General features: G+C 63.6%; 15 protein-coding genes. 6 read left to right on the forward strand and 9 right to left on the reverse strand.

Features of this window, described 5'->3' with window-relative positions; genetic code table 11:
- Positions 1-27: 27 nt before the first annotated feature.
- The 3 genes from SAS01S_RS02475 to SAS01S_RS02485 form a co-directional block, all read right to left on the reverse strand.
- Positions 28-1,275 (reverse strand): MFS transporter, encoded by a 1,248-nt coding sequence (locus tag SAS01S_RS02475; protein ID WP_066804274.1) that lies wholly within the window; start codon positions 1,273-1,275, stop codon positions 28-30.
- A gap of 288 nt (positions 1,276-1,563) precedes the next feature.
- Positions 1,564-2,013, reverse strand: coding sequence for an SgcJ/EcaC family oxidoreductase (locus SAS01S_RS02480; protein WP_066804277.1), 450 nt, complete (start codon positions 2,011-2,013; stop codon positions 1,564-1,566).
- A 2-nt stretch (positions 2,014-2,015) separates the two neighbouring features.
- Complete coding sequence (locus tag SAS01S_RS02485; RefSeq protein ID WP_157082635.1) at positions 2,016-2,639, reverse strand: hypothetical protein; 624 nt, start codon at positions 2,637-2,639, stop codon at positions 2,016-2,018.
- A gap of 127 nt (positions 2,640-2,766) precedes the next feature.
- Here SAS01S_RS02485 and SAS01S_RS02490 point away from each other — a divergent pair, with 127 nt between their 5' ends.
- Positions 2,767-3,414, forward strand: a complete 648-nt coding sequence (locus SAS01S_RS02490) for an outer membrane beta-barrel protein (RefSeq protein WP_066804283.1) — start codon at positions 2,767-2,769, stop codon at positions 3,412-3,414.
- Between the two features lie 367 nt (positions 3,415-3,781).
- Here the strand turns inward: SAS01S_RS02490 and SAS01S_RS02495 are convergent, their stop codons facing one another.
- On the reverse strand, positions 3,782-5,284 hold the full coding sequence (locus tag SAS01S_RS02495; RefSeq protein ID WP_245656722.1) for an amidohydrolase family protein: 1,503 nt from the start codon (positions 5,282-5,284) through the stop codon (positions 3,782-3,784).
- 86 nt (positions 5,285-5,370) lie between these two features.
- Here SAS01S_RS02495 and SAS01S_RS02500 point away from each other — a divergent pair, with 86 nt between their 5' ends.
- Together SAS01S_RS02500 and SAS01S_RS22355 are read left to right on the forward strand one after the other, a co-directional pair.
- Positions 5,371-7,758: an ATP-dependent helicase gene (locus SAS01S_RS02500; RefSeq protein ID WP_066804286.1), complete on the forward strand. Its 2,388-nt coding sequence runs from the start codon at positions 5,371-5,373 to the stop codon at positions 7,756-7,758.
- A complete protein-coding gene (locus SAS01S_RS22355) occupies positions 7,745-8,794 on the forward strand; it encodes a hypothetical protein (RefSeq protein WP_157082636.1) in 1,050 nt (349 codons plus the stop codon). Before SAS01S_RS02500 ends, SAS01S_RS22355 begins: the two co-directional genes overlap by 14 nt.
- Positions 8,795-8,870: 76 nt before the next feature.
- On the opposite strand, the gene SAS01S_RS02505 is transcribed toward SAS01S_RS22355, so the two are convergent.
- Positions 8,871-9,587 carry a phosphatase PAP2 family protein gene (locus SAS01S_RS02505; RefSeq protein WP_066804296.1) on the reverse strand — a complete coding sequence of 239 codons (717 nt, stop codon included), beginning with the start codon at positions 9,585-9,587 and terminating at the stop codon, positions 8,871-8,873.
- Positions 9,588-9,809: 222 nt separating this feature from the next.
- Here SAS01S_RS02505 and SAS01S_RS02510 point away from each other — a divergent pair, with 222 nt between their 5' ends.
- Positions 9,810-10,154 (forward strand): hypothetical protein, encoded by a 345-nt coding sequence (locus SAS01S_RS02510; RefSeq protein ID WP_066804298.1) that lies wholly within the window; start codon positions 9,810-9,812, stop codon positions 10,152-10,154.
- Between the two features lie 40 nt (positions 10,155-10,194).
- Here SAS01S_RS02510 and SAS01S_RS02515 read toward each other — a convergent pair whose 3' ends face one another.
- The 4 genes from SAS01S_RS02515 to SAS01S_RS02530 all read right to left on the reverse strand — a co-directional run bounded on the left by SAS01S_RS02515 (position 10,195) and on the right by SAS01S_RS02530 (position 13,813).
- Positions 10,195-10,566, reverse strand: a complete 372-nt coding sequence (locus SAS01S_RS02515) for a GFA family protein (protein WP_066804300.1) — start codon at positions 10,564-10,566, stop codon at positions 10,195-10,197.
- Between the two features lie 64 nt (positions 10,567-10,630).
- Complete coding sequence (locus SAS01S_RS02520; protein ID WP_245656723.1) at positions 10,631-10,882, reverse strand: hypothetical protein; 252 nt, start codon at positions 10,880-10,882, stop codon at positions 10,631-10,633.
- A gap of 160 nt (positions 10,883-11,042) precedes the next feature.
- A complete protein-coding gene (locus SAS01S_RS02525; RefSeq protein WP_066804311.1) occupies positions 11,043-11,429 on the reverse strand; it encodes a DUF427 domain-containing protein in 387 nt (128 codons plus the stop codon).
- A gap of 50 nt (positions 11,430-11,479) precedes the next feature.
- Positions 11,480-13,813 carry a GH92 family glycosyl hydrolase gene (locus SAS01S_RS02530; protein WP_084238421.1) on the reverse strand — a complete coding sequence of 778 codons (2,334 nt, stop codon included), beginning with the start codon at positions 13,811-13,813 and terminating at the stop codon, positions 11,480-11,482.
- 163 nt (positions 13,814-13,976) lie between these two features.
- Here SAS01S_RS02530 and SAS01S_RS02535 point away from each other — a divergent pair, with 163 nt between their 5' ends.
- Both SAS01S_RS02535 and SAS01S_RS02540 read left to right on the forward strand, forming a co-directional pair.
- Positions 13,977-14,375, forward strand: coding sequence for a cupin domain-containing protein (locus tag SAS01S_RS02535; RefSeq protein ID WP_084238423.1), 399 nt, complete (start codon positions 13,977-13,979; stop codon positions 14,373-14,375).
- Positions 14,372-15,811: an MFS transporter gene (locus tag SAS01S_RS02540; protein ID WP_066804341.1), complete on the forward strand. Its 1,440-nt coding sequence runs from the start codon at positions 14,372-14,374 to the stop codon at positions 15,809-15,811. Before SAS01S_RS02535 ends, SAS01S_RS02540 begins: the two co-directional genes overlap by 4 nt.
- Positions 15,812-15,912 lie beyond the last annotated feature (101 nt).

A 15,912-nucleotide genomic window follows, 5' to 3' on the forward strand; every position in this document is an offset into this window, starting at 1 on the left:
TCGATGGTCACCGCGTGCCCACAGAGATCAGCGATTGCGCGACGCCGCGAGTCCGATCCAGCTCAGCACGCCCGCCGCCGCCAGATACAGACCGACCCAGCCGAGACCGTGCGTCGACAAGGTCTGTGCCGCAAACGGGGTCAGCGCGCCGCCGATCACGCCGCCGACATTGAACGCGATCGACGCCCCGGTATAGCGCACGCGCGCCGGGAACTGATCGGGCAGCCATGCGCCGACCGGTCCATAGACGAATCCCATCACGAACAGCGCCAAGGCGAGGAACACGCCGGCCAGCAGCAGCGGCCCCGCCATCAGCGGCGCGAGCAAGATGCCCGCGACGACCGTGCCCGCGCATCCCCACATCAGCACCGTACGTGGGCTTGATCGATCGCTCCACCAGCCGGCGATCGCAATCCCGGCGGCCATGAACAAGATGGCGACGAGTTGGACGCCGAGAAACGCCTGTTTCGGGTGCCCCAGCTTGGTCGTGCCGTACCCCAATGCGAACGCGGTCGCGATGTAGAAGATCGCGAAACACGCCACGACCGCGAGCGTCCCCCGCGCCACCGCGCCGAGATGCTCGCGCGCCATTTCACCCAGCGGAACGCTCGGCGGCGGCCCTTCCGCCAAAACGCGTTTGAACGCCGGCGTCTCGCTCACCTTGAGCCGCACCCACAGCCCCAATCCGACCAGGATCGCGCTAGCCAGGAACGGCAGCCGCCACCCCCAGTCGCGAAACTGCTCGGGTGTCAACGTCACGCCAAGGATCAGGAACAGGCCGTTGGCAGCGACGAACCCGATCGGTGCGCCCATTTGCGGCGCGGTGCCGAACCTGCCGCGCCAGCCTTCCGGCGCGTTCTCGACCGCGAGCAGGGCCGCTCCGCCCCATTCGCCCCCTAGCCCGAACCCCTGGCCGAACCGCAACACGCACAGCAATAACGGCGCCCACCATCCGATCTGCTGATAGGTCGGCAGGAACGCGATCAGCAATGTCGACGCGCCCATCAACATCAGGCTGGCGACCAGGGTCGACTTGCGCCCGATACGGTCGCCGAAATGGCCGAATACGGCGGCCCCTACCGGGCGCGCAACGAACGCCAGGCCGAAACTGGCATAAGCCGACAGCAATTGCGCGGTGTCGGAGGTCGAGGGGAAAAATAGCGGCCCCAGGACCAGGGCAGCGGCGGTCGCGTAGATATAGAAGTCGTAAAACTCGACCGAGGTGCCGACGAGAGCGGCGAGCAGGATACGGCGATTAGCGATGATCGGGTGCATGCGCCCACTGCACGCAGCTTGCGACAATTTGCAACAATTGCGACATTGCGCTGCGACAAAGTGCGCCTACCTATGCCTTGCCGCGGAGAGTTCTTCCCCTTGCTTGCCGCGGTTTGTTCCGGCCGCCTCCCCTGTCGGCCGGTCCTCCCTGAACTACGGGGCGGTTCCACCTGCGAACCGCCCCCTTTTTTTGGGCGATTTAATCGCTTGCCAACTCACGTAGATGCCGGCGCGAGATTTCGAGCGATCCAGCCCTACGCGTTCGGGTCATCTTTACCGATCGGTAAATCAAGCCGTCCCGGACGAAGCGGCGGGTACAACCGCGGATGCCTGCGGATGCACGATCACATTGTGGAACGCCGCGACTTTCCAGCTTCCCTCCGTACATACCATGACCTGTTCCAGCCGGGTCTTCAGAACGCCATCATATGGTCGGATAGCAGGCGGCAATGCGCCGAAGCCGATGACTTCCGTAAGCGTGTTCGCGATGACCACGTCCGGCCGCACGAACGTGATCTGCTCGACGACCTGCCGCAGGATCGAACCCTTGTAGAAGGTCGAGAAGATGTGGCGGTGCTGGGCCTCGAAGCCCGCCCGACCGACCGAGAACAAGCCCACCACGTTGGTGAAGACGATCTCCGGTGTCGCGGCTCGCGAAAAAGCGGCGGCATCCCCTGAACGCCAGGCATTCTCCTGCTCCGCGAGTAGGGCGTGGATCGCGTCGGTCTCTTCCGTCATGTCTATTCCTCGATCGCTTCGTTCAGCGCCTTGTCGAGCAAGGCGTTCGCCATCCAGATCATGCGTGCCTCGATCTTCTCTCCCGAAAGCCCGCAGACGTCGCGGAGCACCATCAACGCGTCGATGCCGAGGCACACGGCGAGGCTGTCGGTCAGCGTCTCGAAGCTGGCAGCCGGAATTTTCGCGCGGAGCGGCTCGATGCTGGTCCTGATCCAGTCGAGTCGCCTGCCTCCCCGTGATCGAGGCGCATTGCCCTCGGCGGCCTTTGCGCTCCTGCTCAGGGACGCCCGGATCATCTCGCGCAATTCGGCATCATACTCCTCGGCGAGGCGGTGTAGCCCGACGGCAAGGGTCGCGACGCGCGCATACACGTCGTCCGACACTGCGACCGAGGTAAGCATCTCATCCATTTGTGGGCGCAGCGCTTCCAGAGCGGCGTCCGCCAAAAGATGCTCCTGGGAAACAAAATAGCGATACGCCGTACGCTTGGAGATACCCGTCGCGGATGCGGCCTCTTCCACCGTGGGCCTCTTGCCCGCCCGGATCAGCGCGCCGGCCGATTCAAGAAGCGCGGTGCGTGTCCGAGCCTTCTGGTTAGTCCGTTCTCTCGTGAGATCTTGACTCAATCCTTTATGCCCCTAATGTGCCATAACGCTACTTAAGTGACATTACAGAAGGGATTTGTCAATGGACCGCATTTCCGCGGCCGCTCTCGTGCGGCCAAAATACTTTGCAGTTGGGCTTGTCTTCCTGATGAGCGGAACCAGCTACGCCCAAGAGGCCCCACGGGATGGTTGGTACGTCGCCGCCGCGGTGACCGGCTCGGCGCTCAACAAGCCGCGCCAGACGATCGCTAACGCGCCGACGCCTGGTTCCACGTTGCAGGTGACCAACGATGTCGATTTAGGATGGGGCGGACAGGCGGAAATCGGGCACAGCTTTGGCCCGGTGCGCATCGAAGCTGAAGTCGGACGCACGACCAACAAGTCGAAATCCTACACGGCGACCTCACCAATCCAGATCACCTTGCCGCAGAAGGGCACGAACGATGCCTGGCGCTATATGGCCAATGCCTATTTCGATCTGCCGCAGGGCAAGCTGCCCGTGCGATTCTTTGTCGGCGGTGGGATCGGTGCCGCGCGCGGTCATGTGACGACCTTCGCCGCGCCCGCCCGTGCGCCGATGGCCCCGCCCTCGCAACTGATGGACATCAGCCAGACCGTCTTCGCCTATCAGTTGATGGGCGGTCTCAGCCTCAAGATGACGCCCCATCTCGCGCTGACCGCGCAATACCGCTGGTTTGACGCAGGCACGATAAAGGGCCGGGACGCGCGCGGGCAGCGCGCTACGCGCGACATGGCGGGCTCGAACGTCGATGTCGGACTGCGTTTCCTGTTCTGAGCGCGAAAGGAACCAGCAAATCGAGGATCCGACCAATCTACCGAAGGCTGCCTGCAGGTTCCGACGGCTCCATTAGGCAAGCAGCTTTGATTGGGCTGCGAGTGGTCGCCCCGTGCGTGACGTGTCCGCAAGCGGTGTGATCGCCTTTTTTGCCCGGAGCGGTCGCGCAACCGGGTCACCGATGATCGCGCTCTTTTTTCGAATTGCGACATTTTGATACAGCAGTGACACGCGGATGCGACAATTGACGCCCAGAGCGCCGCTCGCGGTAGGCCCCTTGCATGCCGCGAGCGCCGGTCCATCCCCATGTACCGGCTCTTCCCGAACTGCGGGGCGGTTCTTCTCGGAACCGCCCCGATTTTTCCGCTCAATATTGGCCGTAGCGCCCGCGCACCGACGCCAGCAGCGCCGCCGGATCGTAGCCTATCCCATCCTTGAACACCGCCTCGACATTCTCGATGTCGGTAATGCGCCGCGATGGGTCGCCACGCACAAGCAGCAGGTCGGCATGCTTGCCCGCCGCGATCGACCCGATGCGATCGGCCAGCCCCAGATAGATCGCCCCGTTGAACGTGCCGATGCGGATCGCCTCGATCGGGGAGAACCCGGCGTCGACCAGCAATTCGATCGCGCGCTGATCGCCGAATCCGGGCAAGACATGGCCATCGCCGGTGGGATCGGGTCCGGCGAGCAGCAAGCCGCCGGCGGCAACGAAGGCGCGCTCCATGGCAAGCTCGTTGGTCCAGAGAGTCGCGAGTTCCTCCCGTGCGGCGTCGCTGCGGCGGCCGACCCGCGCGAACCCATAGAGATACGCCGTGCGCGCTTCCACCGTCAGCAGCTCCAATTGGCGCGAAGGCAGGATCTTGTACGATGGCGAAGCATCCTCGAACACCGGAAGGGTGGATGTCACCGCGACGTGACGGTCGACCAACAGCTTGATCAGCGCCGCGCCCGCCGCGCTGCCGGGCGTCATCGCGGTCAAGGTCGGATCGCCGCCGCTATCGGGGCAGGTATCCGGCGTCTTGCCCGGATCGAGCTGCGTATTGACGAAGAATCCGTGCTCCAGATCGTCGATGCCGAGCGCGGCCGCCTCTGGAAAAGTCACCGAACAAAGGTGCCCGGTGAGCTTCAGCCCGCGGCGATGCGCCTCATCGATCGCCGCCTTGAGCTCATCGCGCGTGATATTCATGTACGCCTTGAACGAGGTCACGCCGTGATCCGCCCAGAACGCGACGACGCGGCGAGCATCGTCGGCGTCCTTCAGCCGCTGCATCTGGATGAACGGGCTGCTGGCGCCTTCGAGATAGGGACCGGTCACGTCCATGTGCGGGCCGGGCAGATCGCCGCGATCGATCGCGCGCTTGATGTTGACGTCCGTCGCCGGCTCGACCGCGCCGGTGGTGCGCATCGTCGTCACGCCCGCCGCCAGATACAGTCTGGGCGAGCTGAACGCCATTTCGGGAACCATGATCGGCGGTTCGGACTTGCCGTCGGATGTCAGATTGGGCCGCGCGGCATAATACATATGGTCGTGCATCCCGACGATGCCCGGCATCATCGTCTGTCCGGTCGCATCGATTACGCGATATCCCGCCGGCACCGAATCGCTGCCGGCACCGATCCCCACGATCTTGCCGCCATCGATCAGCACCAGGCGATCGTCGGTCGCGGGCGCACCCGTGCCGTCGATGACGCGGACATGCGCGAGCGCGATCCGCCCCTCGCCATATTTGACGAACGGCGCGACCGCTTTGCCCGGCTTGGCGGGCGGGGGCAGAATCGCGGCGGCCATATCGACCTTCTCGACCTTGGCCGGAGAGGCGGCGGTTCCCAGCAGGAGCGCGATCAAGGGTATCAAGGTACGGCTCAAGCGACTTCCCCTCCACTCGTTTCGAGTCCGGCGAGCGTGCGCCAAGACAGTTGCCCGGGCAAGCACCGTTCCCTAAGTGTTCACGCGTGACCGACCCTGCCCCCGCCTCTCTTCCCGACGATCCGCCTTATCTGCGCGGCCTCAATCCGCCGCAGCGCGAGGCGGTGCTGACCACCGACGGGCCGGTGCTGGTGCTGGCCGGCGCGGGCACCGGCAAGACCGCGGCGCTGACCGCGCGGCTCGCGCATCTGTTGTGGACGCGCAAAGCCTATCCGTCGGAGATCCTCAGCGTCACCTTCACCAATCGTGCCGCGCGCGAGATGAAGGAGCGCGTCGGGCGACTGGTCGGCGACGCGGTCGAGGGCATGCCGTGGCTCGGCACATTCCACGCGATCGGTGCCAAAATGCTGCGCCGTCATGCCGAGCTGGTCGGACTGCATCCCAATTTCACCATTCTCGACACCGACGACCAATTGCGTCTGCTCAAGCAACTCATCCAAGCCGAGGACCTCGACGAGAAGCGCTGGCCCGCGCGCCAATTGGGCGGCCTAATCGACGAATGGAAGAACAAGGGCCTGACCCCGAAGGACGTCGACGCCGGCGAAGACGAGCGCTACGCCAATGGCCGCGGTGCTCAGCTTTACGCCGTCTATCAGGAGCGGTTGCGCGCGCTCAACGCCTGTGACTTCGGCGACCTGCTGCTCCACGTCCTCACCATCCTGAAGACCGACCGCGAGGTGCTGCAGCATTATCAGCAGCGCTTCCGCTATGTGATGGTCGACGAATATCAGGACACCAACAGCGTCCAATATCTGTGGCTCCGCCTGCTCGCCCAGGAGCGCAAGAACATCTGCTGCGTCGGCGACGACGACCAGTCGATCTATTCATGGCGCGGCGCGCAGGTCGAAAACATCCTGAAGTTCGAAAAAGATTTCCCCGGCGCCAAGGTGATCCGCCTCGAACAGAATTATCGCTCCACCCCGCACATCCTCGCCGCCGCATCGGGGGTGATCGCCAACAATTCGGGCAGGCTCGGCAAGACCCTGTGGACCGAGCATAATGACGGCGAGAAGGTGAAGGTGCTTGGCGTCTGGGACGGGCCGGAGGAAGCGCGCCGCGTCGGCGACGAGATCGAGGCCGCGCAACAGATCCGCAAGGCGAGCCTCGACGACATCGCCATCCTGGTCCGCGCCCAGCACCAGACGCGCGAATTCGAAGACCGCTTCATCTCGATCGGCATGCCCTATCGCATCGTCGGCGGCTTTCGCTTCTACGAGCGGCAGGAAATCCGCGACGCGCTCGCCTATCTCCGCGTCGTCGCCCAGCCGGCCGACGATCTGGCGTTCGAGCGTATCGTCAACACCCCCAAGCGTGGTCTCGGCGACAAGGCGCTGGCCAAGGTCCACCAGCTCGCCCGCGCCGAACAGGTCCCGCTGACCACCGCGGCCGCGCGCATCCTCGACACCGACGAACTGACCCCGCAAGCGAGACGCGCGCTCGGCAACCTCGTCATCGACATCGCCAGATGGCGAGACATGCTCAATTCGTCCGCGCTTCGCGGAGAGGAGGGCCAACTAACGGAGCTGACTGGCGGAGGGGGCGTGCCTCACTCCGAACTCGCGAGAGTCATTCTGGATGAGAGCGGTTACACCGCCATGTGGCAGGCCGAGAAATCCGCCGAAGCCGCCGGCCGCCTCGAAAACCTGAGCGAACTCGTCCGCGCGATGGAGGAGTACGAAACGCTCGGCGCGTTCCTCGAACATGTCAGCCTCGTCATGGACAACGAGGCGCAGGCCGACGAGGCCAAGGTCACGATCATGACCATCCACGCCGCCAAGGGCCTGGAATTCGACACCGTATTCCTGGTCGGCTGGGAGGAAGGCCTGTTCCCCTCGCAACGCGCGCTAGACGAAGGCGGGCTGACGAGCCTCGAGGAGGAACGGCGCCTCGCCTATGTCGCGATTACTCGCGCCCGGCGCCGCGCGATCATCATCCACGCCGCCAACCGCCGCATCTACGGCCAGTGGACGTCGAGTATCCCCAGCCGCTTCGTCGGCGAACTGCCGCAAGCGCATATCGACAGCGAAAGCAGCATGTCCGGCGGCGAAAGCTTGTGGCGTGCGAACTGGAGCGAACGGAGCGATCCGTTCGCGGATGTCGGGCGCGGGACCGGGCGTGGACCCGGGTGGCAAAGGGCGGCAGGCACGCTCAACGCGGCCAAGCCAGGCGGGGAATGGCAGAGCCGGACATTCACGCGCGAACCGGCGCGGGTGGTGGAGAGTCGCGCGAGTGCGGTGAGTTTGGGGAATAAAGGTCGCAGCGACCTGTCGGTCGGCATGCGCGTGTTCCACCAGAAGTTCGGTTACGGCGAAATTGCGGAGATTGAGGGGAATAAACTGGAAATCGATTTCGAGCAGGCTGGGCGCAAGCGGGTGATGGATAGTTTTGTGACGGCGGGCAATGGCCAACCCTAGAGCAACAGCATCTGCCTTTATCCTGCCTCGGCCTTGGGGCGAGGATGTGGAATTCTTAGAGTATCGGCGCGAAGTGCTCCGAGCTTTGGACGGCCTTCAGATAGACGCAAGTGTTCTTAATCCGGATTCGCCCATCGGCACTTGTTCGATTTCGATCAGATCGCCCCATCCTGATGAGGCCACATTCGTTGGCGAAAGACTATTTAGAGCCGGGATAAAAGGTTCTATTGTTTTGGATATTTCCTCTGAAGATTTCTGCTTGTCGAGTATGAAAAGCAGTATACACTCTTCGGACGGCAGCCCTCTATCGTCGCACGACGAAATCTACCTACCCAAGTATTTAATGGCCGTCAGCTTAAGCTCCGTCTTGAATGGGTGCTTGTCGATCTGGAATATATGCTACTTCGGTTGCCTTAATTCCGTCTATCATATCGCTTCGCTTGGCGAAGAAATTCTCGACTTCGGCGACACGCGCGAATTCAGAACACTTTGGGCAGTCGCTGATGATCGAATGATCGCAGGCACTCCTGGTGTCAAAATCTTTCCAAATCTGGCACTGGAATGGAGTAGGAATTGTAGCGGCTTTTGGAAGGGTTTCGCCGAAACTAGAATCCAAAGAGCGACCGCCTGTTTATTGAGAACATTTTCCACAAGAACCGCAAGCATGGATGCCTACGGTACTCTGATGTGGTCCTTGGCCGGACTAGAAGCACTTTATTGCAACAATGAAGCATCTATTAAATACCAAATCAGAAAACGTGCTCCGATCATTGTAGATCGATATGGCATAATAGATTTAGATAAAAATATATCTAAAGGCTATGATTTTCGGTCGAGGCTTTTTCACGGAGACGTAAAGATCAGAAGCCCTATAGCTGATGATGATAGCGGCTACACAGACGATAAAAATCATAAAAGGCAGGCGGATCTATATGCAGATTTCTTTTGCCTCCTTCTAACTTGCTCCATAATGGCAGCGATTGAGGAGCAATCACAAGACGTCGTGTTTGAAGAGTGCGCGAGTTTCGTAAAGTGAAATCGGCGCTAAGTTTGATATCTTAACGGATGCCCCTCAGTGCGCGTCGGGCCCGGTTAACTAACTGACACCGTAATCAAACGCGCTGTCGCCCCAGCCACCGATCCCCCATCCAAACCAACAACGCCCAAGCCGTCCCGAAACACCACCCCGCCAGCACATCGCTCGGCCAATGCACGCCGAGATAGACCCGGCTCATCCCGATCAGCACCGCGAGCAGGCTGAAGAACGCCACCACCGCCACGCGCCCTGCCCGGCCGCGCCAGCCGTCGCGCGGCATGCCTTCCGCCAGCATCAGTGCGATCGTCAGATAGACCGCGGACGAGATCATCGCGTGGCCGCTGGGGAAGCTGGCATGGGTCACCTGGACCAGATGGGGGACGAGCTCGGGGCGCGGGCGGGCGATCCAGCTCTTGAGCAGGCCGTCGATCACCGAGCTGCCGATCAGCGACAGCGCGATGCCCGCCGCCTCCGACCTTTTGCCCGCGCCGATCAGCCAGGCGATGCCGGCCACGCCGAACAGCCACAACAAGGTGTAGCCGCCCAGCGCGCTGATATCGACCGCCGACTGCAACAGCCACGACGGCCCGATCGGGGTTTGCGAATGCCCCGGCACGCGGAGCGCGAGCAGCAGGCGGGTGTCGAACGAGAACCCCTCCCCTTCGATCAGCTCGTCGGCCAGGTGCACCCCGAACAGCACCAGCGACACCGCGAATAGCACGAGCGCGGGCCAGGCCCAGCCGCCGCGCCGCGCGGGGGCGGTTACGTGTTCGATATCGTCCGCGTCCGTCATCGCTCCTCCAACGCGCGAACCCTCGCACGGTCGCCTCATGCTTGCCAGATAAACCGCGCTACCTCCCCTCCCGCAAGCGGGAGGGGAATGATCCGTAGCTGCGCGGTCGCGTCTCCAACCCCGACGGCGAATGTGAACCTGTCAGAGACGGCTCGTTCAGGAACCATAACGGCTGCGAATCGTATCGTTCGGAACGGCTCATATCGGGCCAGGAGAGGTTATATGAAAACGTTCCTGATAGCGGCAGGCCTGATGGCCACCATGCTGGGCGTTACGCCGGCGGTCGCAGCGCCGGTCGCGGGCAACGCGCCGGGCATCGAAGCACCGCAGTCGCGTGGCGACGTGCGCGACGATCGGCGCGACGACCGCGGGGATCGCCGGATGGACCGTCGCGACGACGACCGTCGTGGCGACCGCTGGGACAATAATGGCCGTCGCGATGATCGTCGTGGCGATCGTTGGAATAACGGTCGTGGCAATCACTGGGGCTGGAATAACCGCCGCTGCCACAATGAACGCCGCCACGGCCGCTGGATCCGCGTCTGCGGCCGCCGCAACTGGCGCTGAACGAACGAAAGGGGCGGTCGGTTGGTCGCCCCTTTTCATTTCACCACAAATTCTTGCCGTCCAACACCGTCACCGGCCAGTCGGCCGCCTCGAAATCGTCGAGCAGCCGCGCGTTGACCGCTATCCGCCGCGTCTTGCCGTCCCAGCTGCCGTCGCGCTGAAAATCCGGACTGTCGGCGTAGAGATCGCACCCGCAAGCCGAGCAGAAATGATTGTGCACCATGCGGCTGTTCCAGCGATAAATCGCGTCGCTATCGGCCTGGGTGACCTTGAACCGGTCGGGCGGATAATAAGCGTAAAGGTGCCCGCGCTTCGAACAGAACGAGCAGGTACAGCGGGTCAGTTTCTCGGGTAGTTCGCCATCGATCTCGAACGCATTGCGCCCGCAATGGCATCGGCCGGTCAGTGTCATCGGCGTCCTCCTCTCGGCACTACGCTCGAAGCGTGTTGGAGTTGCCGCAGGAGATCGGCTTGGATCAGCCCTCTACCGCCATCAGCGTCGAGCCGACGAAGCGCTCGTCCTCGGGCTCGTAGACCGAGCTGGTCACGAAATCGCGCTCGTCGAGCCGCAGGCCGACCAGCCCGTCGAGCTTGAACAGCCCGACTTTCTCCTCGCGCGGACGTTGCCCGTCGCGCTGGATCGTCACCGCAGCGACGTAGAGCGCGTCGTTCTTGGTGAACAAGGCGTGCGGCGCCAGGATCACTGCCATGCGGTTATAAGTCGCCACGACGCACTTCTTGCGAACAATCCCTTCCAGGATGACGGGGGCACCGCCATTCGGGGCGGGATCGGTTTTCTCAGCGAGGTACATGACTCGGCTATAGCCCAAATGCTGCATTGCAGCAAGAACGTCGGACCGAAATGTGCTCGCCGATCGGTCGGTCGCGTCAGTCGTCGCGTTCTTCGATCGTAACGCGATCGGGATAGAAAGCGAGATGATCGCGGATATCGGCGACCGCCTCTTGCGGTTGCTCATAGGTCCAGATCGCATTCTCGCCGCGATCGATCCCCGGAATCGAGAAATAAGACGCCTCGCCCTTATACGGGCACCAGCTGTGATGATCGGTCCGCTCGAGCGCCGCCAGATCGGCATCGGCGCGCGGAATATATTGCACCGCGGGGTAGCTCGCTTCCTGCAAGGTCACGGCGCTTCGTGTGTCGGCAATGACCTTCTCGCCGGCGCTGACGACGACACGTTTGGCATTAGGCGTCACGGTTATCGGATGATCAGGACCCGGAATCAGCGTGCGGCGGGCAGTGGCGGTGTCGGACATGACGATCCTCCTTGAGGTTGCCGGTCAGATGGGTCCGCTCCCTGCCCTACTCAATAGCCGCTCATCGAATAAGGCCGTGAGGCGATGCCCGCCCCCCATGTCTTGTTGGGTGTCGCCGTCATGTTGAATCGCAGCGTGCCGCCCCGCATGATCTCGTCATGCCCGATCCACACGCGGTCGAGCACTTTGCCGTTGAGCGTCAACGCGCCGACATAGCGGTTGGCCGCCGACAGACCGTCGGCGAGGATGGTGAAGCGCTTGCCGTTGGGCAAGTTGAGCGTCGCGCGGTCGACGAACGGGCGACCGATGACATATTGCCCGCTGCCCGGCGCCACGGGGTAGAAACCGAGCGACGTGAACACCAGCCAGGCCGACATCTGGCCGAGATCGTCATTGCCCGCGAGCCCATCCGGGGTGGGCTTGTACTGGCTGTCGACAATCTGCTTGAGCCGTTCCTGGGTGCGCCACGGCGCGCCGGCATAGGCGTAGAGATAGGCGACGTGGTGGCTGGGCTCGTTGCCATGGATATATTGGCCGATCAGCCCGGCAATATCCTCGGCGTGGCTGTAGTCGATCTTCGAATTGTCGAAATCGAACATCGCGTCGAGCTTCTTCACCGTCGCCGCGTCGCCACCGAGCAGCTTGATCAGCCCGCCTTGGTCGTGCGGCATGAACCAGGAATATTGCCAGGCATTGCCTTCGGTATAGTCCGATCCATAGTTGATCGCGGTCGGATCGAACGGGGTGCGATAGCTGCCGTCGCTCTTGCGCGCGCGCAGCCAGCCGGTCTGGGTGTCGAAGCTGTTGCGCCAGAAGGCGGCGCGCTTCTCGAACGTCTCCGCGACGTCGTTGCGGCCGAGCTTTCGCGCCATTCGCGCGATCGTCCAATCGTCGAAAGCATATTCGACCGTCTTCGACGCCGCCTCGGGCTCGCGGTCGATCGGGACGTAACCGAGCTTCATATAATCGCCGAGCCCACCGTAAGGCGCATAGGTGGCACTCGCGACCATCGCATCGAGCGCCTTGTTGGCGTCGAAGCCCTTGATTCCCTTGAGATAGGCGTCGGCGATGACCGGCACGGCGTGATAGCCGATCATGCACCACGTCTCCTGCCCCTGGAATTGCCAGACGGGCAAGATGCCGTACGGGCTCTGGTCGCGGCTCGCGAGCAGCGAGCGGACGACATCGGTCGAGGTCTGTTGCGGCTGGATGATGGTCAGCAGCGGGTGCTCGGCGCGGAACGTATCCCAGAGCGAAAAGGTCGAGCGGAAGGTGAAACCATCGGCCTTGTGCACCTGGTCATCCGGTCCACGGAAGCGGCCGTCGGCGTCGCCCGCGATGCTCGGCGCCATCATCGAGTGATAGAGCGCGGTGTAAACCGACTTCTTGATGCCCGGCTCGGCCTGGATGTCGACCGCGCCCAGCGCCTTTGCCCAAGCCGTCTCTGTCTTTGCGCGGATCGCGTCGAACCCGCCGGGCTCGCTGTCGAGATTGCGGATCGCGCCGTCCTCGTCGACGCTGGAGATGCCGACCCTGACTTCGAGCGGGGCATCGAGCCGGCCGAAATCGAGCCGCGCGACCAGCGCCCTGCCCTTGATCTCGGCGATGTCGCTGCCGGTGCGGCCCGGACCCTTGAAGCCCTTGTAGGGGACATCGGTCTCGCGGTTGACGAACTCATGGCCGGTGAGCGGGCGCGAGAAGCGCATCGCGAAGAACAATTTGCGCCCCGGCGCCCAGCCGCGCGTCTCGCGTCCCCCGGTCAATGTGCCGTCGGCGCGCAGGCGGACTGACGACCAGGATACCTTGCCCGGGTAATTGTAGAGGCTGGAGCGCAGGTCGAACACGAGATGCGCGGGCTTGCTGCCCTCGAACGTGTAGCGATGGACGCCAATCCGCGTACCCGCGGTGAGTTCGGCACGAACGCCGGCATCGGTCAGGTTGACGGCATAATAACCCGGCGAGGCAATCTCGCCTCGATGGGTGAAGCGCGAGCGGTAGCCGCTACCCGGTTTGGCAGGATCGCCTGGCTCGAGTGGCACCGCATCGCCCGACACCGGCATGACCAGGAAATCGCCGAGATCGGAATGGCCGGAGCCGGAGAAATGGGTCTGGCTGAATCCCTGGATCGTCGGATCGTCGTAGCGATAGCCGGCGGCATGGCCGTAACAAGTGCGGATCACGCAGGTCGCGTCGGTGTCGGGTGAGACCTGCATCATCCCGAACGGCGATACCGCGCCGGGGAAAGTATGCCCCTCTCCGCCCGTTCCGATGAACGGATCGACCGCCGCAACGGCGCCTGACGGCGCGGCCTGGGCGATCGGCGAGAAGACCAGCCCCCATGCGGCAAGCATGGCTGGCAGACGGCGGGGGGGGAGCATCGGCATGCTCCGCTTCAAAGCACACCGGCCGCCCCGCGCCAAGGTTACCGGCGAAATCAGGTCATTAGATATCCCCTCTCCCGCAAGCGGGAGAGGGCGGTGTTTTTGCTCCGGACTAACGCCATTTTGGGGTTGTCCTGACCCGATTCCCGGGAGCATGGGCTTACGCATGCCGCATCCCCTCGTCGCCAGCCTCGACCTCGCCCCCCACCCCGAGGGCGGGTGGTTCCGGGAGACGATGCGCACCCCCGATCCGCGCGGTGAACGCGATCTCGCTACCGCGATCCTGTTCCTGCTCGATGCCGGCGAACGCTCGCATTGGCACCGCGTGGACGCCGCCGAATTGTGGATCTGGAACGATGGCCACCCGCTCACGTTGCTGATCCATGACGACGGCGGGACGTGCGACCATCGCCTTGGTCCGGAAAACCCGCAGGTGCTGGTCCCGGCCGGCGCCTGGCAAGCGGCCGAACCTCGCGATGGCTGGGCCTTGGTCAGTTGCGTGGTGACGCCGGGGTTCGATTTCGCCGGATTTGAACTGGCGCCACCAGGATGGAGCCCGGCATGAGCGCCGACCATCACCTCGAACCGGAGATCGCACCGACGCGCAGCGATGGCCTGGCGCTGCCGCAGCGTTATCTGGCGATCGGCGCGCTGTGCTGCGGGACCGCGCTGATCATCATCGACGGCGGCATCGCCAATGTCGCGCTGCCGTCGATCGCGCGCGATTTGAAGGTCGATTCGAGCTCGGTCGTCGCGATCGTCACCGTCTATCAGTTGATGCTGGTCATGCTGCTCCTGCCCTTTGCCGGGCTCGGCGAGCGGATCGGGCTGAAGCGGATGTACCAGGTCGGGCAGCTGATCTTCACGGTCGCGACGCTGCTCTGCTTCTTCGCTAAGAGCTTGCCGTTCCTGCTCGTCGTCCGCGCGGCGCAGGCGATCGGCGCGGCGGGCGCGCTCAGCGTATCGTCCGCGCTGATCCGCTCGACTTATCCCTCGAAGCAATTGGGTCGCGGCTTGGGCATCAACTCGGTCATCGTGTCGAGCTCAGCCGCCGCCGCGCCGACCATCGGCGGGCTGGTGCTGGCGATCGCGCCCTGGCCCTGGGTGTTCGCCTGCGCCATTCCCTTCGCCTTGCTCAGCCTCGTGCTCGGTCGCGCCCTGCCCGATCCCAAACCGCGCCATGCGCATTTCGACCTGCTCGGCGCCGTCATGTGCGCGGCGATGTTCGGGCTGGTGATCGGCGGCGCGGAAAGCGCGGTCCATGGCAATAGCCCGGTGGTCTCGGCGGCGATCGTCGCGACCGGCGCGCTGATCGGCTATTATTTCGTTCGTCGCGAACGCGGCGACGCCAATCCGATCCTGCCGCTCGATCTGCTCGAACGCCCGGTCATCGCGCTGTCGGTGATCGGCGCCTATACCGCGTTTATCGCGTCGATGACGTTGCTGCTGTCGACTCCGTTCCGACTGACCCAGGAATTCGGGTTCAGCGCGGCGATGGTCGGCGCGGCGATCGCGCCCTGGCCGCTGACCAACATGATCGTCGCGCCGATGGCGGGCTGGCTGTCCGACCGCATTCCGGCGGGTCTGCTCGGCGGGATCGGCATGTGCGTCAGCATCGTCGCCTTATTGCTGATTGCGTTCCTGCCCGATCACCCGACCTATTTCGACATTGCCTGGCGGATGGCGCTGTGCGGATCGGGCTTCGGCACCTTCCTGCCGCCCAATGCCCGCCTGATCATCGGCAGCGCCCCGCGCGACCGCGCGGCGGCGGCGGGCGGTCTGATCTCGACGGTGCGCCTGACGGGTCAGACGACCGGCGCGACCGTCGTCGCGCTGTTGCTCGCACTCGGCATCGGCGCGGGGCGCGTCCCGCCGCTGGTGTCGGTTGGATTGGCGGTCGTCGCCGGCTTGTGCAGCATTGCCCGCCTGCGTCCCTCGATCCGCAACCCGACCGGGACCGAGGTGCAGGGAGACGTTCCAACGCTCAAGACGACGCGGTAGTCTCGGGAAATCGCCGCAATTTAACCCTCTCCCGCGTGCGGGAGAGGGTTGGGTGAGGGTCTTCTTTCTTCTTCCAAGCGGTAGCGCCAAAAAAGAAGAAA

Origin of the sequence: Sphingomonas asaccharolytica NBRC 15499, from assembly GCF_001598355.1 — a bacterium.
GTDB lineage: Bacteria > Pseudomonadota > Alphaproteobacteria > Sphingomonadales > Sphingomonadaceae > Sphingomonas > Sphingomonas asaccharolytica.